Below are 20,420 nucleotides of genomic sequence, written 5' to 3'. Positions count from 1 at the left end.
GGGAGCCTAGCGCTGGTTCTTGAGCAGCTTGGCCGCTTCGATGGCGAAGTACGTCAGGATGCCGTCGGCGCCGGCCCGCTTGAAGGCCAGCAGCGCCTCCATCATGACCTTGTCGTGGTCGAGCCAGCCATTGGCGGCGGCGGCCTTGATCATGGCGTATTCGCCGCTTACCTGGTAGGCGAAGGTCGGCACGCGGAAGGTGTCCTTGACCCGGCGCAGCACGTCCAGATACGGCATGCCCGGCTTGACCATGACCATGTCGGCGCCTTCCTGCAGGTCGCCGGCCACTTCGCGCAGGGCCTCGTCGAGGTTGCCCGGGTCCATCTGGTAGGCCATTTTGTTGGACTTGCCCAGATTGGTGGCCGAGCCCACGGCGTCGCGGAACGGGCCGTAGAAGGCGCTGGCGTACTTGGCCGAATACGCCATGATCCGCGTGTGGATGTGCCCATTGGCCTCCAGCGCGCGGCGCACGGCGCCGATGCGGCCGTCCATCATGTCGCTGGGCGCGACCATGTCGACGCCGGCTTCGGCCTGCGTCAGCGCCTGCTTGACCAGGATTTCGACCGTGGGTTCGTTGACCACGTAGCCGTCTGCGTCGATGACGCCGTCCTGGCCGTGGCTGGTGTAAGGGTCCAGCGCCACATCGCACAGCACCCCCAGTTCCGGGAAGCGCGACTTCAGTTCGCGCACCACGCGCGGAATCAGGCCGTCGGGATTGGTGGCTTCGATGCCGTCCGGCGTCTTGAGGGCCGGGTCGATGGCCGGGAAGAGGGACAGCACCGGGATGCCCAGCGCCACGCATTCCTCTGCCACGGGCAGCAGGGTATCCAGGGAATAGCGCACAACGCCGGGCAGGGACGCCACGGCTTGCCGCAGGCCGGAGCCCTCGGCCACGAAGACCGGGTAGATGAGGTCGTTGACCGTCAGGGCGTTCTCACGCACCAGGCGGCGGGTAAAGTCGTCGCGGCGCAGGCGGCGGGGGCGGGAAACCGGAAACTCAGGGGTGATGATCTGCGGGTTCATGGTACGACCTTGGGGGAAATCCAATTTTCAATGTGGGCGCCGGCCTCTTCCAGGCCGATGCGCTCGGGCGCCGAGAAGGGAATCGTGTGCAGCGCGCCGATGTCGGCCAAGTCCTTGCGCACGGAGAACACGGTGCGCATGCGCTGGCCGTAAGGCAGCTTGTCGGCCTTGGTCAGCAGCGCCAGCACCGGACGGCCGGTGGGGGCGATGAAATTGGCCAGGCGCCGGTCCAATTCCGTGACGCCGCGGCGGATGTCGATGAGCAGCACGATGCCGACCAGCGATTCACGGTCGCGCAGATAGCCGCCCAGGATGTCCGCCCATTTTTCTTTTTCGTTGCGGGCCACCGAGGCATAGCCGTAGCCCGGCAGGTCGACCAGATAGCCGATGTGCGCTTCGGGATCCAGGGGGTCCGGCAGGCTGAACATGTTGATCAGGCGTGTGCGGCCCGGCGTCTTGCTGGAGAACGCAAGACGGCGCTGGTTGCACAGCACGTTGATGGCCGTGGATTTGCCGGCGTTGGAGCGGCCGACAAAGCAAACCTCGGGAGCGCCGGCGGCCGGCAACTGGTCGAGGCGAGCCGCGGAGGTGAGGAAAGAGGCGCGATGTAGGAGGGACACGGATGGCTTTGGATACGGTTGGTTTCGAGCCCTATTGTATAATCCGGCGTTTGCTACAGTGGTCCCCGTGCGCGGAGCCGTCTTTTTTGCTTACTGTTTAGTTGCCGTCCAGCCGTTTTGAGCCCCTCTTGGGCAGGTTGCCGCAGCGTCGCAGCAAGATCGCAAGCAGGACAAGCAAAACAGGTTCGTTACGGTTTACTGCGAGTGCGGGCAGGCGTGGGCGCCTTTTTGCGCCTTGATCGATGTGATCGTCGAGGTCTTCATGAAGCGTGTGCTGTCCCGGATGTTGGTCGCGAGCGGGCTGTTGCTCGGCGCCTCCGCCTTCTCTGCTACGAGTTTCGCCGCCGACGGCGCTGCGGGCCCGGCCAAACCAGATGCCGCGAAGGGCGGCCAGCTGTTTGACCAGGGCGACGCGTCCCGAGGCATCATTGCCTGTGCCTCCTGTCACGGCGCGGCGGGTAACAGCACCATTCCGGTGAACCCGAACCTGGCCGCGCAACCGCACGAATACCTGGCCAAGCAGCTTGCCGACTTCAAGGTGAAGGAAGGCGCCAAGACGCCCGTGCGCAATGGCCCGGACGGCAACCCCAGCCCCATGACGGCGATGGTGCAGAACCTGACGCCGGCCGACATGCAGAACATCGCGCTGTACCTGGCGACCCAGCCGCTCAAGGAGCCTGCCACGGCCGGCCATGAGAATCTGGTTGAGCTGGGTCAAAAGATCTGGCGCGGCGGTTTGCCCGAACGCAACGTGCCCGCGTGCGCGGCGTGCCATTCTGCCAATGGCGCCGGGATTCCCGGCCAGTACCCCCGCCTGTCGGGGCAATTCCCCGTGTACATCGAAGCGCAGCTGAAGCTTTTCCGCAGCGGCGACCGCAAGAATGACGTCATGCACGCCATTGCGGACCGCATGTCGGATGCCGACATCAAGGCGGTGTCGGATTACGCGGCTGGGCTACGGTAAGCGATTGGCCGCAACGTGCGCGGCCGGTCCGCGTTGACGCAACTTGAGCGCGATGGAACCTCGTTCCGCCGCGCACTGTCTATGAGGGGGGTAGCCGATCGCGCGGCCCCCCTTTTTTCATGAATTCGACCCGAACCCACTCCCGCCCCTCTCTGCGCAGCCTGCCAGGCGATCTCTTTGAACTTCTGGGTTCGATGCGTTTTGCCGTCAGCCTGCTGATGTTCATCTGCGTGGCCAGCCTGGTGGGGACGGTGCTCCAGCAGAACCGCTCGTCCAACAATTACATCGACCAGTTCGGCCCGTTCTGGTTCGAGGTGTTCGACAAGTTCTCCATCTGGCACGTCTACAACAGCTGGTGGTTCCTGCTGATCATGGGCTTTCTGGTCGTGTCCACGTCCGTCTGCCTGATTCGCAACGCGCCCAAGATGCTGCGCGACGCGCGGTCATTCCGCGAGCACGTGCGCGAAGGCAGCCTGCGCGCGTTCCCGCACCGCGTCGAAACCGAAGCGACCACCGACGTGCCGCAGACCGCGGCCGGCCTGAAGGCCTTGCTCGGACGGCTCGGGTATGCGGTGCGCGTGCGTCAGGACCAGGACGGGGTTTTGCTGGCGGCCAAGAAGGGCAGCGCGAACCGCCTGGGCTATGTGTTCGCCCACGCGGCCATGGTCATCATCTGCATCGGCGGCCTGCTGGACAGCGAGCTGCCGGTGCGCCTGCAGGTCATGTTCGGCGGCAAGCAGCCCATCGTGGATAACATGCTGATCTCCGAGGTGCCCGAGAGCGGCCGCCTGTCGGTCAACAACCCGAGCTTTCGCGCCAGCGTGCTCGTGCCCGAGGGCGGCCAGGCCAGCACCGCCGTCGTGATGGTTGGAGACGGCGCGCTCGTGCAGCCCATGCCGTTCACGCTGAAGCTGAAGAAGTTCGTCGTCGATTACTACTCCACCGGCATGCCCAGCCGCTTCGCCAGCGAAGTCGAGGTGACGGATCCGGACTCGGGCAAGACCTTCGATTCGACCATCGAGGTGAACGAGCCGCTGCGCTTCAAGGGCATGACGGTCTACCAATCCAGCTTCGACGATGGCGGCAGCACGGTCGTGCTCAAGGGCTATCCGCTGGTGGGCGCCAACGACGCCACGTTCTCCGTCGATGGCACGGTGGGCAAGACCAGCGAGCTCACCGCCCAGACCGCCAAGGGCCCGCGCAGCATGGGGATCGAGATCACGGCGATGCGGCCGATCAACGTCGAGGACCTGACGCGCGGCGATCCCAAAGGCGCGGACCAGAGCTTTGCCGAGCACGTCGCTTCGGTCGCCGGCAGCGCGGCGGGCAAGAAGAATGAAAACCTGCGCAACGTGGGGCCCAGCGTCGAATACAAGCTGATCGACGACGCCGGCCAGGCGCATGAATTCCAGAACTACATGCTGCCCGTCGAACTGGATGGCGCGGCCGTGTTCCTGGCCGGCGTGCGCAACAACGCCGCCGAGCCCTTCCGCTATCTGCGCATCCCGGCCGATGACGACAGCTCGATCGCCGAGTTCATGCGTCTGCGTGCCACCCTGGCCGACCCGGCCGCGCGCAAGGAAGCCGCGCGGCGCTTCGCCGAACGCAACAGCCCCTCCGGCGCTGACCGCCAGCCGCTGCAGACCGCGGCCGAACGTGCATTGGACACCTATGCTTCCGGCGGGCTGCAAGCCGTTGCCGCGTTCCTGCAGGCCAATACGCCCGCCGCGGACCTGGAGCGCGCGGCCGACGTCGTGATCCGCCTGATCGGCGCCAGCATGAATGAACTGCGCGCCATCGCCCGCGAACGCGCCGGGCAGGCTCCTGTCGCGATCGAGGGCCCCGAAGGCGAGCGCGCGGCGGTGTGGTCGCGCCTGGCGGTGGCGGCGCTGTCCGACCTGACCGTCTATCCGGCGCCCGTTTTCCTGTCGCTGGCCGACTTCAAGCATGTGCAGGCGAGCGTGTTCCAGGTCAGCCGCACGCCCGGCAAGAACACCGTCTACCTGGGCAGCCTGCTGCTGGTGCTGGGCGTGTTTTCCATGTTCTACATCCGTGATCGCCGCATCTGGATCTGGGTCAAGCCGCAGGGCGGCGGCAGCAGCATCCTGGCGGCCATGACGTCACAGAAGCGTACACTTGACTTCAACCAAGAGTTCGAACGCTTCAAGCAGGCGCTGCTGCGCCAGAAAAAAGGGTCCTAAGGTTTTTTTATGTCCACTACGACCACCACGCAACCCCCGTCGCCTGAATCGCTCTGGCAGGATGCCCTGTCCGAAACGGGCGACAGCCGCGCGCAACGCGGCAAGCCGGATTGGACCGATGTCGTCTTCTTTCTGTTGCTGGCGGTGGGGGCGGGATTCGCGCTGACCCGCTACGGTCACGCAATGGATTCCTACGAAAAGATCATCCTGTGCGGCACGGTGCCCGCGCTGGCCTGGCTGGGCTGGCTGTGGCGCCCGTTGCGACGCCTGATGATTGCCTGTGCGATCTCCTCGGGCCTGGCGCTGATGCTCTACGGCACCGACCTGGCCCGCGCCGAGCAGGTGTTCTTCCTGAAGTATCTCTTTTCCTCGCAGTCCGCGATTCTGTGGATGAGCGCGATGTTTGCGCTGGCGATGGTGTGCTACTGGATCGGTGTTTTCAGCCCGACGGCCGCATGGCTGGGCACGGCGCTGACCTGGGGCGCGGTGTTCGCCGGCGTCACCGGCCTGCTCGTGCGTTGGCGCGAGGGCCATCTGATGGGGCCTGACCTGGGCCATATCCCGGTCAGCAACCTGTATGAAGTCTTCGTCCTGTTTTGCCTGATCACGGCGCTTTTCTACCTTTACTACGAGCGCAAGTACGCCACGCGCGCGCTGGGCGGCTTTGTGTTGCTGGTGGTGACCTCGGCCGTCGTGTTCCTGCTGTGGTATTCGTTCACGCGCGACGCGGGACAGATCCAGCCGCTGGTGCCCGCGCTCAAGAGTTGGTGGATGAAACTGCACGTGCCCGCCAACTTCATCGGCTACGGCACGTTCTCGCTGGCGGCGATGGTGGGCTTTGCGTATCTGGTCAAGCAGCACGGGCAGACGACCTCCTGGGCCAAGCTTGCGCCGCTGTTCATCCTGGGCGTGCTGCTGTGCGCCGAGCCGATGGTGTTCCGCACCGATGGCCTGTCGGCGACGTGGATGCTGTACTTCGGCGTGGGGGCGGTGATCGTCGGCGCCATCCTGCTGGGCCGCCGCCGCATCGCCGACGCGCTGCCGTCGCTGGAAGTGCTGGACGACATCATGTATCGCGCCATCGCGATCGGCTTCGCCTTCTTCACGGTGGCCACCATCCTGGGGGCCTTGTGGGCGGCGGACGCCTGGGGCGCGTACTGGCAGTGGGATCCCAAGGAGACCTGGGCGCTGATCGTCTGGCTGAACTACGCGGCCTGGCTGCACATGCGCCTCATCAAGGGCCTGCGCGGCGCGATGGCGGCGTATTGGGCGCTGATGGGCCTGTTGATCACCGGCTTTGCCTTCCTGGGCGTGAACATGTTCCTGTCGGGCTTGCACTCGTACGGCCAGCTCTGAGCCCGCGCGACCCGCCAGATGGACGAAGGCCCCAGCACATGCAGGGGCCTTTGCTTTTTGCGGCGCGCCGGTTCAAGGCAGCAGCGACTCGCCCTGTATCTGGTCCGCGAAGGTTTCGCGCTGACGCACCACGTAGTACTTGTCGCCGTCGACCATGACCTCGGCCGGACGCGGGCGCGAGTTGTAGTTGCTGGCCATGGTCATGCCGTAGGCGCCGGCCGATTCCACGGCGAGCACGTCGCCCTGGCGGATTGCCAGCGTGCGCTGCCGGGCCAGCCAGTCGGCGCTTTCGCACACCGGGCCGACGATGTCGTATTCGGCGGCGTCGCCCGCCCGCGGGCGCAGGGGCTGCACGCCGTGAAAGGCGTCGTAGAGCGCCGGGCGCAGCAGGTCGTTCATGGCCGCGTCGACGATGGCGAAGTTGCGGGCTTCGGAATGCTTGATGTATTGGACGGTCGTGAGCAGGACACCGGCATTTCCCACGAGCGAGCGACCGGGCTCGAGCACGAGCTGCAGGTGGCCCTGTCCGCGCGCGTCCAGGCGCTCGAAGACGCGGTCCAGCAAGGTGCGGGGCGACGGGGGCGTCTCGTCCGCGTAGCGGATGCCCAGGCCGCCGCCCAGGTCCAGGTGCTCGATGCGGATGCCAGCCCGGTCCAGGCCTTCGATGAGGTCCAGCAGTTTTTCCAGCGCGTCGAAATAAGGGCTGATGTCGGTGAGCTGCGAGCCGATGTGGCAATCGACGCCCACGATCCGGATGCCGGGCAGCGACTGGGCGGTGCGGTAGGCATCCAGCGCGTCGCCGATGGCGATGCCGAACTTGTTTTCCTTCAGGCCCGTCGAGATGTAGGGGTGCGTGCGGGCGTCGACGTCGGGATTCACGCGCAATGAAACGGGGGCGCGCAGGCCCATGGCGTCGGCGACGTCCGACAGGCGGTGCAGTTCGTCCAGCGACTCGACGTTGAAGCACTTCACGCCCGCCTGCAGCGCGTCGCGCATTTCCCATTCCTGCTTGCCGACGCCCGAGAACACGATCCTGGACGGATCTGCGCCCGCCACGAGCGCGCGCTTGAGTTCGCCGCCGGACACGATGTCGAACCCCGCGCCCAGCCGCGCGAATTCCGCGAGGACGGCGAGATTCGAATTGGCCTTCATGCCGTAGCAGACCAGCACGGGACGCGGCCCGATGGCGCTGGCGTAGGATTGCCACGCGGCCTTCAGGGCCGCGCGGGAGTAGACGTAAAGCGGAGTTCCCAACCGTTCGGCCAGATGGTCAAGCGGCACGTCTTCGGCGTACAACGCATTATTGCGGTACTGGAAGTACGGGTGGCCGGCCAGCGCTGGGGGCGTCGGGAACGCGGGCGTCATGGGATGGACGGCGCGGGGGGGATCACCGGCTTCGGCTGGCTTTGCGGCGTGCGGGCCGGCGCCTGGCCTTCAGGGGGCGGAGGCATGTACAAAGGCCCCTTGTACCCGCAGGCCGCCATCATGCCGGTCGCCATCAGCGTGGCTACAATGCGAAGAGCCATGCGGCTGTATGCCAATTGGAACACTGGGAACTCCGTAATTCTTGCAGGCTCGATTATGACCGAAACCGAATTTCTTGCGTTGATCGACCAGGTGCTGGAGAGCATCGAAAGCCAGGCCGATGACTGGGCGGCTTCGCTCGACGTCGACGTCGAAACCAGCCGCAGCGGCAATGTGCTGACCCTGGTTTTCGAGGACGACACCCACGTCGTGGTGAACAGCCAGGCCGCCATGCAGGAGCTGTGGGTGGCTGCGCGCAGCGGCGGCTTTCACTACCGCTACGATGGCCAGCACTGGAACGATACCCGAGGCGGACCGCAGTTGCCGGATGCCTTGTCCCAGATCTGCTCCGCCGCGGCCGGCGTCCCCGTGACGATCAGGCTGTAAACAAAATGGCCGGCCTGTCAGGCCGGCCATTTTTTCGTCAGAAGGGAATCTTCTGCGACCAGGGCGTGTTGGTCTGCGTTCCCACGCCTGGCGCGACCTTGATCCGGGTGTCCTCGCCCGAACTGCTGGTCAGGCCATTCAGGAACTCACCCAGCGTGTCGGCCTCTGGCAGCCCAAGGCGGGCCACGGCCTGTCCGGGCGGGAATTCCGAGAAATAGAATTCGCCGCCTTCGACGAGCAGGCCCTCGGGACGCGGACGCGGCTTTTCTTCCGGCACGCCCTTCAGGACTTCCTGCATGTAGTCCACCCAGATCGGCATGGCCACGCCGCCGCCGGTCTCGCGCGAGCCCAGCGACTTGGGCTGGTCAAAGCCCAGCCAGGCGGTGGCCACGAGGCTGGGGGTGTAGCCGGAGAACCACGCATCCACGGATTCGTTGGTCGTGCCGGTCTTGCCGGCGATGTCGCTGCGCTTGAGCAGCACCCGGGCGCGCGCCGCCGTGCCGTAGGTGGCCACGCCGCGCAGGATGTCATCCATGACCCAGGCGGTGCGCGGGTCGATGGCGCGGGCGGCGGCGTCGCCGGCGACGACCGGCTTGGACTGCATGATGACCTTGCCGCTGCTGTCGGTGACGCGATCGATCAGGAAGGGCGTGACGCGGTAGCCGCCATTGGCGAACACCGAGAACGCGCCGGCCAGTTGCAGCGGTGTGACCGAGCCCGCGCCCAGCGCCAGCGGCAGCACGGCGGGCTGGCGGGCCTTGTCGAAGCCGAAGCGGGTGAGGTAGTCCTGCGCATACTGCGGGCCGATGGCCTGTAGGATGCGGATCGACACCATGTTCTTGGACTTGTACAGGCCCTGGCGCAGCGTCAGCATGGGCTCGTACTGGTTGCCGTAGTTCTTCGGGTTCCAGGCCTTGGAGCCGGTTTGCGCGGCGGTCAGTTCGAACGGCTGGTCCGAAATCTGCGTGCCCGGCGTAAGCCCGCGTTCGAGCGAGGCGGCGTAGATGAAGGGCTTGATGTTCGAGCCCGGCTGGCGCCATGCCTGCGTCACGCGGTTGAAGTTGCCCCGATAGAAATCGAACCCGCCCACCATGGCGCGGATGGCGCCGTCCTGTGGCGACAGCGACACGAAGGCCGCCTGCACCGAAGGCAGGTTGATGATTTCCCAGTTGTCGCCGAACTTGCGGATGTAGACGACCGAGCCGCGCTTGATGCGCTGCTCCGGCTTGGCCTTGTCGTTGAGCGCGCGGGCCACCACGCCCAGCACCTTCTTGTCGGTGACGGTGATGATCTCGCGCGAGCTGCGCGCCAGCTTCACTTCCGTGGGGCTGGCCGACAGCACCACGGCGGTCAGGAGGTCACCGCTGTCGGAAAACTTGTCGAACACGCCGTCCAGGAACTCGTCCAGCGCGGCGGGGTTGTTCTCGGTGCCCGGGGGCAGGTCGAGCTGTTCTTCCGGACCGGGGTAGGGCGCGCGGCGCGTGTATTCCAGCACGCCTTCGCGCACGGCGCGGTAGGCCGCTTCCTGGTCCTTGGACTGCACGGTCGTGTAGATGTTCAGGCCGCGCGAATACACGTTGTCCTGGTACACGTTGTAGAGGAGCTGGCGCGCCAGCTCGGCCACGTATTCGCCATGGATGGAGTAGCCGCCGGCCGGCGTGCCTTCGGCGGACTTCATGACGATCGGCTGCGCCATCGCCTGCTTGTATTCCGGCTCGGTCAGGTAGCCCAGCGAGTGCATGCGGCCCAGCACGTATCGCTGGCGCAGTTCGGCGCGGGGACGGTTGGCGATGGGGTTGAAGCGCGAAGGGGCCTTGGGAATGCCGGCCAGCATGGCGGCTTCGGCGGGCGTGACTTCCGCGAGCGGCTTGCCGAAGTACGTGCGCGAGGCGGCCGCGAAACCGTAGGCGCGATGGCCCAGGTAGATCTGGTTCATGTAGAGCTCGAGGATCTGGTCCTTGGTGAGCTCGGATTCAATCTTGAAGGTCAGCAGCAGTTCATAGAACTTGCGCGAGTAGGTCTTTTCGGAGGACAGGTAGAAGTTGCGCGCGACCTGCATCGTGATCGTGCTGGCGCCCTGCGTCTTGGACATGCTGATCAGGTTGGCCAGGCCCGCGCGCACCACGCCCATCCAGTCGATGCCGCCGTGCTGGTAGAAGCGGTCGTCTTCGGCGGCGAGCACCGCGGACTTCATGACGTCCGGGATTTCGTTGAAGCGCAGCACGTTGCGGCGTTCTTCGCCGAACTCGCCGATCAGGACGCGGTCCGCCGTGTAAACACGCAGCGGGACCCGCGGCCGATAGTCCGTCATGGCGTTCAGATCGGGCAGATTGGGCCAGGCAAGCGCTAGCGCCATTCCCGCGAGCAGTACGCCGCACAGGAACAGGCCGGCGAAAAGGATGCCGGTTTTAACGAAGAACCGCAGTATCGGGGAGCCGCTGCTGGCGGGCTTGTCTTTTTTGGAGGAATTCTGGGGCTTGCTCATCGCGGCGATTTTACGGGTATCTCCGGGCCCGCCTTATCGCGGGGGATCGGTTTCTGTAACAAAATAGTTCAGTGTGGTGCGCGGGCAACTGGCGGCAAATGTGATAATGCCGGCATGAACTTTGCCGCTAACTCATGTCCGGAGGCTGCCCCGGACCCGGCGCGCGCCGACGCAGCGCCCGAAAGCCCGCCTTGCGCCGTCGAGTGCGCAGGCAAGACCGTGTCGTTGCCGCACGACCTGCCGGTATTTTTGGTCGGGATGATGGGGGCCGGCAAGACGACCATAGGCCGTAGCCTGGCGCGGGCGCTGGGGCGCGACTTTATGGATCTGGATCATGAGCTCGAGGCGCGTTGCGGCGTGCGGGTGCCGGTAATCTTCGAAATCGAGGGCGAAGCCGGCTTTCGTCGCCGAGAGTCCGCCGCCTTGGAAGAGTGTACCCAACGGCGCAACATAATTCTTGCCACCGGCGGCGGCGCCATCCTGGCCGCCGAAAACCGGCAGCTTCTGCGCGAACGCGGCATTGTGGTCTATTTAAGGGCCAGCGTGGACGAATTGTTCCGCCGGACCTGCCGCGACCGCAATCGGCCCCTGCTGGCCACCGCCGATCCCCGCGGCACGCTGCGCGACCTGATGACCCAGCGCGAACCGCTCTACAAGGAAGTGGCCGATCTGGTGGTGGAAACGGGGTCGATGCCCATCCACACCCTGGTCAAGGCGCTGCTGCCGCAATTACAAGCTTTCGAGAAGCACCTATGAACGTTGTCGACGTCGAAACCCCGGGCGGAAGCTATCCGATCCACATCGGTCCCGGCCGCCTGGACGCCCTGGATCAATGCATCCCCGCGGACGCGACCGCGATCGCGGTGGTCACCAACCCGACCGTTGCGGCGCTGTATGCCGAGCGCGCCGAAGCCGCGCTGGCGCGTACCGGCAAGCGCGTGCTGCGCATCGAGCTGCCCGACGGCGAGGCCTACAAGGACTGGCAGTCCCTGAACCTGATCTTCGACGCGCTGCTGGGCAACCGGCTGGACCGCCGCTGCGTCCTGGTCGCGCTGGGCGGGGGCGTCATCGGCGACATGACGGGCTTTGCCGCGGCGGTGTACATGCGCGGCGTGCGTTTTCTGCAGGTGCCCACGACGCTGCTGGCGCAGGTGGACTCCTCGGTGGGCGGCAAGACCGCCGTGAACCATCCGCTCGGCAAGAACATGATCGGCGCGTTCTACCAGCCGATCGCGGTCGAGATCGACACCGACGTGCTGGGCACCCTGCCGGCGCGCGAAGTGTCGGCGGGCCTGGCCGAAGTCATCAAGTACGGCCTCATCCTGGACCCCGAGTTCTGGCGCTGGTGCGAGGACAACGCGCAGAAGCTGCGCGCCCTGGACCGCGAGGCCGTCGCGTATGCGATCCGCCGCTCTTGCGAGCTGAAGGCGCAGGTGGTGGGCAAGGACGAACGCGAGTCCGGCCTGCGCGCCATCCTGAATCTGGGGCACACGTTCGGCCACGCGATCGAATCGGGCCTGGGCTATGGCGCCTGGCTGCATGGCGAGGCGGTGGGCTGCGGCATGGTGCAGGCGGCCGAGCTGTCTGCGGACGTGGCGGGATTTGATCGCGGCGACGTGGAGCGCGTGCGCGCGCTGGTGCAGGCCATCGGCTGCCCGGCCGTGGCGCCCGACCTGGGCGCCGACCGCTGGCTCGATCTGATGCAGGTGGACAAGAAGACCGAAGGCGGCTCGATCCGCTACGTGCTCATGACGCGCATCGGCGAGGCCGTGACCCGGCCGGCGCCCGACGACGCGGTGCGCGCCGTGCTGGCGCGAACCACCCGGTAAACGCAGCGACGGACGGTGTTGCAGATGAATGAACTGGCTTCCTATGCTTCCCACCCGTCCCGATCGCGCGGCCGGGCCCACGCCGAGCCGCCGCCGGAAAACCGCACCGAATTCCAGCGCGACCGCGATCGCATCGTCCACTCGGGCGCCTTCCGGCGGCTGGAGTACAAGACGCAGGTCTTCGTCAACCACGAAGGCGACCTCTTTCGCACGCGCCTGACGCACAGTCTGGAAGTGGCGCAGATCGCGCGCACGCTGGCGCGCAGCATGGGGCTGTCGGAAGACCTGACCGAAGCCATTTCGCTCGCGCACGACCTGGGCCATACGCCCTTCGGCCACGCCGGCCAGGACGAACTGAACGCCTGCATGCGCGAGCTGGCGCCCGAGGCCGGGGGCTTCGAGCACAATCTGCAGAGCCTGCGCGTGGTGGATGAGCTGGAAGAGCGTTACGCGGACTTCAACGGCCTGAACCTGTGCTTCGAGACGCGCGAGGGCATACTCAAGCATTGCTCCGTCGCCCATGCCCGGATGCTGGGGGACGTGGGCGAACGGTTCCTGAATCGTACGCAGCCGTCACTGGAGGCGCAGCTGGCCAACCTGGCCGATGAAATCGCCTACAACAACCACGACGTCGACGACGGCCTGCGCTCGGGGCTCATCACGCTGGATCAGTTGAAGGACGTGTCGATCTTCGAGCGCCATCACGCCTATGTGCTGGATCGCTATCCCGGCCTGGCGCCGCGCCGCGCGGTGTCCGAGACGATACGCCGCATGATCAATACGCTGATCGTCGATCTCACGCGGACTTCGCTTGCGCGCATCCGCGATGCGGCGCCGGCCAGCGCGGACGATGTGCGGCGCTCGCCGCCGCTTGCAGGGTTTTCCGACGAGATCCGCCGAGAAGCCGACACGCTGAAGAAATTCCTGTTCGACAACCTGTACCGGCACTATCGCGTGCTGCGCATGACCCGCAAGGCCCGGCGCATCGTGCGCGATCTGTTTGCGGCGTTCCTGGACGATCCGCGGCTGCTGCCGCCCGATTACCGCCGCGCCCACTTCAATGAACAGGCCCGGGCCATCGCCGACTACATCGCGGGCATGACCGACCGCTACGCCATCCGCGAACACAAGCGCCTGTTCGACATGGCGTAGCAGGCGCGCTGGCTGGCGTTCAGCGGTGCTTGCGGTAGGGCTCGTCCGCCTCGACGAAGGTGGCCTCGGCGAGCGCGTCGCGCGTCCATTCCTGCATTGCCGGCAGCGCCAGCACGGCATCCATGTATTCGCGCACCGGCCCCGACGCGGCGATGCCGTAGGTGGTAAAGCGCGAGACCACCGGCGCGAAGAAAGCATCGGCAATCGAGAACGCGCCAAACAGGAACGGGCCGCCCTGGCCGAACTGCGCACGCGTTTCCTGCCAGATGGCTTGTACCCGCGCGACGTCGGCAAGCGCCGCCTCGGGGAAATCGATGCCGGGCAAGCTGGCCTCGACATTCATGGGCATGGCCTGGCGCAGGGCGCCGAAACCGCTGTGCATCTGCGCGGCAAGCGACCGCGCCCGCGCACGGGCTTTTGCATCCTTGGGCCACAAGCCCGCCTCAGGATGGCGCTCGGCGGCGTATTCGCAGATGGCCAGCGTATCCCAGACCGCGAAATCGCCGTCCAGCAGCACGGGCACCAGGCCGGCAGGCGACACCGCGCCCACGCGTTGCGAGAACTCGTCGGTGAAGAGTCCCACCTTCTGCTCCGTGAACGGGATGCCCGCCTGGCGCAACGCGATCCAGGGACGCATGGACCAGGAAGAGTAGTTCTTGTTGCCGATGATCAAGGTGTACATGCTGGTGCTTTCCAAGAAGGGAAGGTTGGTGATCAGTCGCCCGGCTTGCGGCGCAGGAGCTTGCCCAGGTACTGGCCGGTGTGGCTGGCCGTTGCGGCCGCGACCGTCTCCGGCGTGCCTTGCGCCACGACGCGGCCGCCGCCGTCGCCGCCCTCGGGACCCATGTCGACCACCCAGTCGGCCGTCTTGATGACGTCCAGGTTGTGCTCGATGATGAGCACGGTGTTGCCGGCGTCGACCAGTTGGTTGAGAACCTGCAGCAGCAGTTCGATATCGCGGAAATGCAGGCCGGTGGTGGGCTCGTCCAGGATGTACAGCGTGCGGCCGGTGCTGCGGCGCGACAGCTCCTGCGACAGCTTCACGCGCTGCGCCTCGCCGCCCGACAGCGTGGTCGCGCTCTGGCCCAGGCGGATGTACGACAGACCCACGTCGATAAGCGTGTGCAGCTTGCGCGAGATGGCCGGCACCGATTCGAAATATTCGAGCGCCTGCTCCACGGTCAGGTCCAGCACTTCGCTGATGTTGCGGCCGCGGTAGCGGATCTCGAGCGTTTCGCGGTTGTAGCGCTTGCCATGGCAGACGTCGCAGGGCACGTACATGTCGGGCAGGAAGTGCATCTCGACCTTGACCACGCCATCGCCCTGGCAGGCTTCGCAGCGACCGCCCTTGACGTTGAAGCTGAACCGGCCGGGATCGTAGCCGCGCGTGCGCGCTTCCGGCACGCCGGCGAAGAGCTCGCGGATCGGCGTGAACAGGCCCGTATAAGTGGCCGGGTTGCTGCGCGGCGTGCGGCCGATGGGGCTCTGGTCCACGCTGATGATCTTGTCGAAATGCTCCAGGCCCTGCATCGACACGTAAGGCGCGGGCTCGCTTTGCGCGTGATGGAGCTGGCGCGACACGGCCACCGCCAGCGTGTCGTTGATGAGCGTGGATTTGCCCGAACCGGACACGCCCGTCACGCAGACCAGGCGGCCCGCGGGCACGCGTAGCTCCACGTCCTTCAGGTTGTTGCCGCTGGCGCCGGTGAGCGTCAGCCAGGGCAGTTCGTCATCGACCGGCCGGCGCTTCGGGATGGCGATGGCGCGGGCGCCGCTCAGGTACTGGCCCGTCAGCGAATTGGGATCGCGCTGCACGGTCTCGGGGTCGCCCTGGGCGACGACCTCGCCGCCGTGTTCGCCGGCGCCGGGGCCCATGTCCACCACCCAGTCGGCCATGCGGATCATGTCTTCGTCGTGCTCGACGACGATGACGCTGTTGCCGAGGTCGCGCAGATGCTGCAGGGTGCCGATCAGGCGGTCGTTGTCGCGCTGGTGCAGGCCGATGGAGGGCTCGTCCAGCACGTACATCACGCCAGTCAGGCCCGAGCCGATCTGGCTGGCCAGCCGGATGCGCTGCGCCTCGCCGCCGGAGATCGTGTCCGCGCTGCGGTCCAGCGACAGGTAGTTCAGGCCGACGTTATTCAGGAAGCTCAGGCGCGCCTCGATCTCGCGCACGATGCGTTGCGCGATCTCCTGCTTGGCGCCGGTCAGGCTCAGGTTGCGGAACCAGTCCAGGCAGCTCGACAACGGCATGGCCTCGACTTCGTAGATGGCCTGGCCGTGGCGCTCGCCGCCGCGCGGGTCATGGCCGATCAGCACGTTGCGCGCTTCGGGACGCAGGCGCGAGCCGGCGCAGTCCGGGCAGGTCTTGATGTTGCGGTATTTGCCCAGTTCTTCGCGCACGGTCGCCGAGTCCGTTTCGCGCCAGCGGCGCTCCAGGTTCGGGATCACGCCTTCGAAGGTGTGGCGCTTGACCGTGCTGCGGCCTTTTTCGTTCAGGTAGAGGAACGAAATCTCTTCATCGCCGGAACCGTACAGCACCTTGTCGCGCAGCGCTTCGGGCAGGTCCTCGAAGGGCGCCTCGATGTCGAATTCGTAGTGGGCCGCAAGACTGGTCAGCAGCGAGTGCGTGAACGCGTTGCGACGGTCCCATCCGCGGATCGCGCCGGCCGCCAGACTCAGTTCCGGAAAGGCGACGACTCGCTTGGGATCGAAGAAGCCGACCTGGCCGATGCCGTCGCAACTGGGGCAGGCGCCCATGGGATTGTTGAAGCTGAACAGGCGCGGCTCCAGCTCGGGCAGGCTGTGGCTGCACACCGGGCAGGCATAGCGGCTGGAGAAGACCTGTTCGCGTTCGCTGTCCATGTCCAGCGCCAGCGCGCGGCCTTCGGCAAGCTGTAGCGCGGTCTCGAAGCTTTCGGCCAGGCGCTGCTTGCCTTCGGGCCGGATGCGCAGACGGTCGATCACGACGTCGATGTCGTGCTTTTCGGTCTTCTTGAGCGGCGCCATGCCGTCGATTTCCATCATCTGGCCATCGACGCGCAGGCGCACGTAGCCTTGCGCCTGCAGGCTGGCGCATTCGTCCTCGAAGCTGCCTTTCTTGCCGCGCGCGATGGGGGCGAGCACCGCCAGCCGCGTCTCGGGCGTCCAGCCCAGCACCGCGTCCACCATCTGGCTGACGCTCTGGGCCTGCAGCGGCAGGCCGTGGTCGGGGCAATAGGGCGTGCCGACGCGGGCGTACAGCAGGCGCAGGTAGTCGTGGATTTCGGTGATGGTGCCGACGGTGGAGCGCGGGTTGTGCCCCGCGGCCTTCTGCTCGATCGAGATGGCCGGGGACAGGCCTTCGATGAGATCCACGTCCGGTTTGTCCATCAGTTGCAGGAACTGGCGGGCGTAGGCGGAAAGGCTTTCCACGTAGCGCCGCTGGCCCTCCGCATACAGCGTGTCGAACGCCAGCGAGGATTTGCCCGACCCGGACAGGCCCGTGACGACCACCAGCTTGTGGCGCGGCAGGTCCAGGGAGACGTTCTTGAGATTGTGGGTGCGGGCACCCCGGATGCGTATGGTCACGTCGGTATTGGTTAACGTCCAGTTGCGTCGTCGATGGCGCCTTTGAGCCCGTGCGCCTTTTGGGCGGATTTCAGCGGATTCAAAGGCCAACTTGGTACTATAGCGCGCCGAATCCTCTGGCGTTCAAGGTCGTCCGCATGGTTGGACTGGGCCGAGGCCGGCGCCGCACCGCAAGAATCAGACCGTGAGCGTATGACATGAGACGCATGCGCGCCGCCCTAGTCATTGTTGAAATTTCCGCATGCCGGCAGATAAAAAACTGAAATTGACCCCTTCCGAGCGCCGCGCCAGCGTGGCCCTGGCCGGCCTGTTCGCCGCGCGGATGCTGGGACTGTTCCTGTTGCTGCCCGTGTTCGCCGTTGCCGCAAGCGGCATGCCGGGCGGCGATGATCCGGCCCGGGTCGGCCTGGCGCTGGGCATGTACGGCCTGACCCAGGCCTTCATGCAGATTCCCTTCGGCCTTGCTTCCGACCGCTGGGGGCGCCGCCCCGTCGTGCTGTTCGGCCTGCTGCTCTTCGTGGCGGGCAGCATCGTCTGTGCGCAGGCCACGGACGTCTTCTGGATCACGATAGGCCGCGCCATCCAGGGCGCCGGCGCCATATCGGCCGCCGTCACCGCCTGGCTGGCCGACGCCACCCGCGACGAGGTGCGCACGCGCGCGATGGCCATGGTGGGCGCGTCGATCGGCCTGTCTTTCGCCGTATCGCTGGTGCTCTCGCCCGTGCTGGTGGGGTGGTGGGGGCTGTCGGGCCTGTTCTGGACCATCGCCTGCCTGGGCGTCATCTGCCTGGCCGTGGCGCGCTGGGTGGTGCCGGTGGTGCCCCGCACGCAGGCCCGCACCATGCAGGCCGCCAAACCGCGCGAAGTCCTGACCCATCGCGACCTGCTGCGCCTGAATTTCGGTGTCTTCGTGCTGCACCTGATCCAGGTGTCGCTGTTCGTCGTGGTGCCCGCGCTGCTGGCGAAAGTGGGCGGGCTGGACGCGCGCGACCTGTGGAAGGTCTACCTGCCGGTCATCCTGGTGTCCTTCGTGCTGATGGTGCCCGTGGTGTTTGTCGCGGAAAAGCGCCGGGCGCATCGCGGCGCCTTGCGCGCGTCGGTAGCCGGCCTGGTGCTGGTATGCGCGCTGCTGCCGGCGGCCAGCCACGGTTTTTACTCACTGGCCGTGGCGCTGACGGGCTTTTTCGTGGCCTTCAACGTGCTGGAGGCCCTGCAGCCCTCGTTGGTCTCGCGCGTGGCGCCGCAGGCCTACAAGGGGCTGGCGCTGGGCTTCTACAACACCGCGCAGGCCGCGGGCCTGTTCACGGGCGGCGCCCTGGGCGGTTGGCTGGCGGCGAACTCGGGTTCCAGCGCGGTGTTCGTCGCCGCGGCGGTCCTGTCGGCGATCTGGCTGGCGGTCACCTGGGCGCTGCGGCCGCTGGCCTGATGGTTGGGGCTTTCCCGCGGTACGGGGAAAGTCGCCGATCTGGCCGCGAACGGCGTCCAACAGCGGCGAATTCGTTTGCCAGGGGTGAGCGTTTTGTCACGGATCCCGTTTGGCGCGGGGCGCGCTTTCGTCGATAATACGGATCAACACGGGCTTCACCTGGCATCGCCGGTCATCGCTATGATGACCGGCGAGTTTCATGAAGCCGTCTTCAACATCGCTTTTTATGTTGTTGCCGGCGCGCTCGCGGCAACGCACAGGCGCAGGCTGTCAACAACAGAGGGACATCGGCATGGCATCGGTTAACAAAGTCATACTCGTGGGCAATCTGGGTCGCGACCCGGAAGTCCGCTACAGCCCCGACGGGGCGGCAATCTGCAATATGTCGATCGCCACGACCTCCTCCTGGAAGGACAAGGCCAGCGGCGAGAAGCGCGAAGAGACCGAATGGCACCGCGTCGTCATGTACAACCGCCTGGCGGAAATCGCCGGCGAATACCTGAAGAAGGGCCGCTCGGTCTACATCGAAGGCCGTCTCAAGACGCGCAAGTGGCAAGACAAGGACACCGGCGCTGACCGCTACAGCACCGAAATCGTCGCCGACCAGATGCAGATGCTGGGCGGCCGCGAAGACGGCGGCGGCGGTGGCGGCGGCAGCTACGGCGGTGGCGGCTACGACGACGCGCCGCGCCAGCAGCGCGCCGCCCCGGCGCAGCGCCCGGCGCCCCAGCAGCGTCCGGCACCCGCGGCGGCCCCGGCCAGCAGCGGCGCCAACCTGGCGGATATGGACGACGACATTCCGTTCTAACCGTCTAATCGTCTCACCGTCCTGCCTTCGCGCCGCGAAGCAGGGCATGCGACCCCCGGCTTTCCTCCTGGAAATACCGGGGGTTTTCATTTGGCGGTTCGGATCGTGCCGGGGGCGGTTCGGCGCTCCCGGGTTTCTTACGGCCCCGGCCTGCCCGCCGCGGCGCCCGTTGCGCCCGGCTGGAACGCCTCGACCAGAAAATCGATGAACGCGCGCGTCCTCGCCGTCTGGTTGCGGCGTTGCGGGTAGTAGACGAAGAGGTCGGCCGAGGGCAGCGTGAAGTCCGGCAGCACCACCCGCAGCCTGCCGCTTTCCAGATACTTGGCCAGATCCCATTCCGACCGGATGAGGATGCCGTGTCCATCCAGCGCCCAGCCCAGCACGATGTCGCCGTCGTTGCTGGACAGGCCGCCTTCCACTTTCACCACCTCGACGCGGCCCTTGTGCGTGAAGCGCCAGACGCCGTGCGCCTCGTCGTTCTGCCGGTGGAGGATGCAGTGGTGATGCGCCAGGTCGGCCAAGGCGGCGGGCGTGCCGTGGGTTTGCAGATAGCGCGGCGAGGCGCACAGGAAGCGGCGGTTGGTCATGATGCGCCGGGCGGCGAGTCGTTTGTCGGGCAGCGTTCCGAAGCGGATGGCCAGGTCGAAGCCGCCTTCCACCAGGTCGACGGGCCTGTCCGTCACGTCCAGCTCGACCTGGACCTGCGGAAAGCGTTTCGCGAACTCGGACACCAGCGGCGCGATGGTCGTGCGGCCGAAGCCCAGCGTGGCATTGACGCGGATGAGGCCGCGCGGTTGGGCGCTGCTGCGGGATACCACGTCTTCCATTTCGCGCAGGTCGGCCAGGATCCGCGTGGCGTAGGCGAGGTAGGTCTCGCCTTCGTTGGTCAGGCTGATGCTGCGCGTGGTCCGGTTGACCAGCCGCACGCCCAGGCGCTTTTCCATCTGCGCCAGGCGCTTGGTGGCCGCAGGCGGCGTCAGGTCCAACTGCCGCGCCGCGGCCGACAGACTGCCCTGCCGGGCGATCAGCACGAAGAACTGCAGCTCGGAGGCCAGGTCGGCTTTCACTGAAAGTT

At 66.4% G+C, this 20,420-nt stretch carries 17 protein-coding genes; 9 read left to right on the top strand and 8 right to left on the bottom strand.

The features are described 5' to 3' along the window. Positions 1 to 6 precede the first annotated feature (6 nt). Positions 7 to 1,023 (bottom strand): porphobilinogen synthase, encoded by a 1,017-nt coding sequence (gene hemB / locus ACZ50Q_RS27770; protein ID WP_076518339.1) that lies wholly within the window; start codon positions 1,021 to 1,023, stop codon positions 7 to 9. Then, on the bottom strand, positions 1,020 to 1,643 hold the full coding sequence (gene yihA, locus ACZ50Q_RS27765) for a ribosome biogenesis GTP-binding protein YihA/YsxC (protein WP_076518340.1): 624 nt from the start codon (positions 1,641 to 1,643) through the stop codon (positions 1,020 to 1,022). The genes hemB and yihA overlap by 4 nt, the downstream gene beginning before the upstream one ends. Before the next feature lie 262 nt (positions 1,644 to 1,905). Here yihA and ACZ50Q_RS27760 point away from each other — a divergent pair, with 262 nt between their 5' ends. The 3 genes from ACZ50Q_RS27760 (at position 1,906) to ccsB (ending at position 6,164) form a co-directional block, all read left to right on the top strand. Then, on the top strand, positions 1,906 to 2,607 hold the full coding sequence (locus tag ACZ50Q_RS27760) for a c-type cytochrome (protein ID WP_156902911.1): 702 nt from the start codon (positions 1,906 to 1,908) through the stop codon (positions 2,605 to 2,607). Positions 2,608 to 2,726: 119 nt separating this feature from the next. Then, positions 2,727 to 4,808, top strand: coding sequence for a cytochrome c biogenesis protein ResB (locus ACZ50Q_RS27755; RefSeq protein ID WP_464080119.1), 2,082 nt, complete (start codon positions 2,727 to 2,729; stop codon positions 4,806 to 4,808). A 9-nt stretch (positions 4,809 to 4,817) separates the two neighbouring features. Continuing rightward, entirely contained in the window at positions 4,818 to 6,164 is a 1,347-nt protein-coding gene (gene ccsB, locus ACZ50Q_RS27750; protein ID WP_464080118.1) for a c-type cytochrome biogenesis protein CcsB, read from the top strand. Between the two features lie 72 nt (positions 6,165 to 6,236). Here ccsB and lysA read toward each other — a convergent pair whose 3' ends face one another. Together lysA and lptM are read right to left on the bottom strand one after the other, a co-directional pair. After that, on the bottom strand, positions 6,237 to 7,529 hold the full coding sequence (gene lysA, locus ACZ50Q_RS27745; RefSeq protein ID WP_464080117.1) for a diaminopimelate decarboxylase: 1,293 nt from the start codon (positions 7,527 to 7,529) through the stop codon (positions 6,237 to 6,239). Beyond that, entirely contained in the window at positions 7,526 to 7,648 is a 123-nt protein-coding gene (gene lptM, locus ACZ50Q_RS27740) for an LPS translocon maturation chaperone LptM (RefSeq protein WP_464082047.1), read from the bottom strand. Before lptM ends, lysA begins: the two co-directional genes overlap by 4 nt. Positions 7,649 to 7,745: 97 nt before the next feature. On the opposite strand from lptM, the gene cyaY reads away from it, so the two are divergent. Further along, on the top strand, positions 7,746 to 8,075 hold the full coding sequence (gene cyaY / locus ACZ50Q_RS27735; RefSeq protein WP_076518344.1) for an iron donor protein CyaY: 330 nt from the start codon (positions 7,746 to 7,748) through the stop codon (positions 8,073 to 8,075). Positions 8,076 to 8,112: 37 nt separating this feature from the next. Here cyaY and ACZ50Q_RS27730 read toward each other — a convergent pair whose 3' ends face one another. Then, positions 8,113 to 10,560 (bottom strand): penicillin-binding protein 1A, encoded by a 2,448-nt coding sequence (locus ACZ50Q_RS27730; RefSeq protein ID WP_464080116.1) that lies wholly within the window; start codon positions 10,558 to 10,560, stop codon positions 8,113 to 8,115. Positions 10,561 to 10,674: 114 nt separating this feature from the next. Between ACZ50Q_RS27730 and ACZ50Q_RS27725 the strand changes: the two genes are divergently transcribed. Genes ACZ50Q_RS27725 through ACZ50Q_RS27715 form a run of 3 tightly spaced genes read left to right on the top strand, consistent with a single transcriptional unit; the run spans position 10,675 to position 13,541 of the window. After that, a complete protein-coding gene (locus ACZ50Q_RS27725; RefSeq protein ID WP_092579512.1) occupies positions 10,675 to 11,316 on the top strand; it encodes a shikimate kinase in 642 nt (213 codons plus the stop codon). Continuing rightward, positions 11,313 to 12,389, top strand: coding sequence for a 3-dehydroquinate synthase (gene aroB / locus ACZ50Q_RS27720; RefSeq protein ID WP_076518347.1), 1,077 nt, complete (start codon positions 11,313 to 11,315; stop codon positions 12,387 to 12,389). The genes ACZ50Q_RS27725 and aroB overlap by 4 nt, the downstream gene beginning before the upstream one ends. A gap of 24 nt (positions 12,390 to 12,413) precedes the next feature. Next, positions 12,414 to 13,541: a deoxyguanosinetriphosphate triphosphohydrolase gene (locus ACZ50Q_RS27715; protein WP_464080115.1), complete on the top strand. Its 1,128-nt coding sequence runs from the start codon at positions 12,414 to 12,416 to the stop codon at positions 13,539 to 13,541. Positions 13,542 to 13,560: 19 nt separating this feature from the next. Here the strand turns inward: ACZ50Q_RS27715 and ACZ50Q_RS27710 are convergent, their stop codons facing one another. Continuing rightward, complete coding sequence (locus ACZ50Q_RS27710) at positions 13,561 to 14,223, bottom strand: glutathione S-transferase family protein (protein WP_464080114.1); 663 nt, start codon at positions 14,221 to 14,223, stop codon at positions 13,561 to 13,563. A 32-nt stretch (positions 14,224 to 14,255) separates the two neighbouring features. Beyond that, on the bottom strand, positions 14,256 to 17,111 hold the full coding sequence (gene uvrA / locus ACZ50Q_RS27705; RefSeq protein WP_464080113.1) for an excinuclease ABC subunit UvrA: 2,856 nt from the start codon (positions 17,109 to 17,111) through the stop codon (positions 14,256 to 14,258). Positions 17,112 to 17,352: 241 nt separating this feature from the next. Between uvrA and ACZ50Q_RS27700 the strand changes: the two genes are divergently transcribed. Beyond that, the gene (locus tag ACZ50Q_RS27700) at positions 17,353 to 18,537 is read left to right on the top strand and encodes an MFS transporter (RefSeq protein WP_076518350.1); all 1,185 of its coding nucleotides are present in this window, start codon (positions 17,353 to 17,355) and stop codon (positions 18,535 to 18,537) included. Between the two features lie 292 nt (positions 18,538 to 18,829). Continuing rightward, a complete protein-coding gene (gene ssb / locus ACZ50Q_RS27695; RefSeq protein ID WP_076518351.1) occupies positions 18,830 to 19,345 on the top strand; it encodes a single-stranded DNA-binding protein in 516 nt (171 codons plus the stop codon). Positions 19,346 to 19,482: 137 nt separating this feature from the next. Here ssb and ACZ50Q_RS27690 read toward each other — a convergent pair whose 3' ends face one another. After that, positions 19,483 to 20,412: a LysR family transcriptional regulator gene (locus ACZ50Q_RS27690; protein ID WP_464080112.1), complete on the bottom strand. Its 930-nt coding sequence runs from the start codon at positions 20,410 to 20,412 to the stop codon at positions 19,483 to 19,485. Positions 20,413 to 20,420: the final 8 nt, after the last annotated feature.

The organism is Achromobacter sp. T5-5, assembly GCF_055397965.1.
This window is presented reverse-complemented; position numbering and strand designations above follow the sequence as displayed.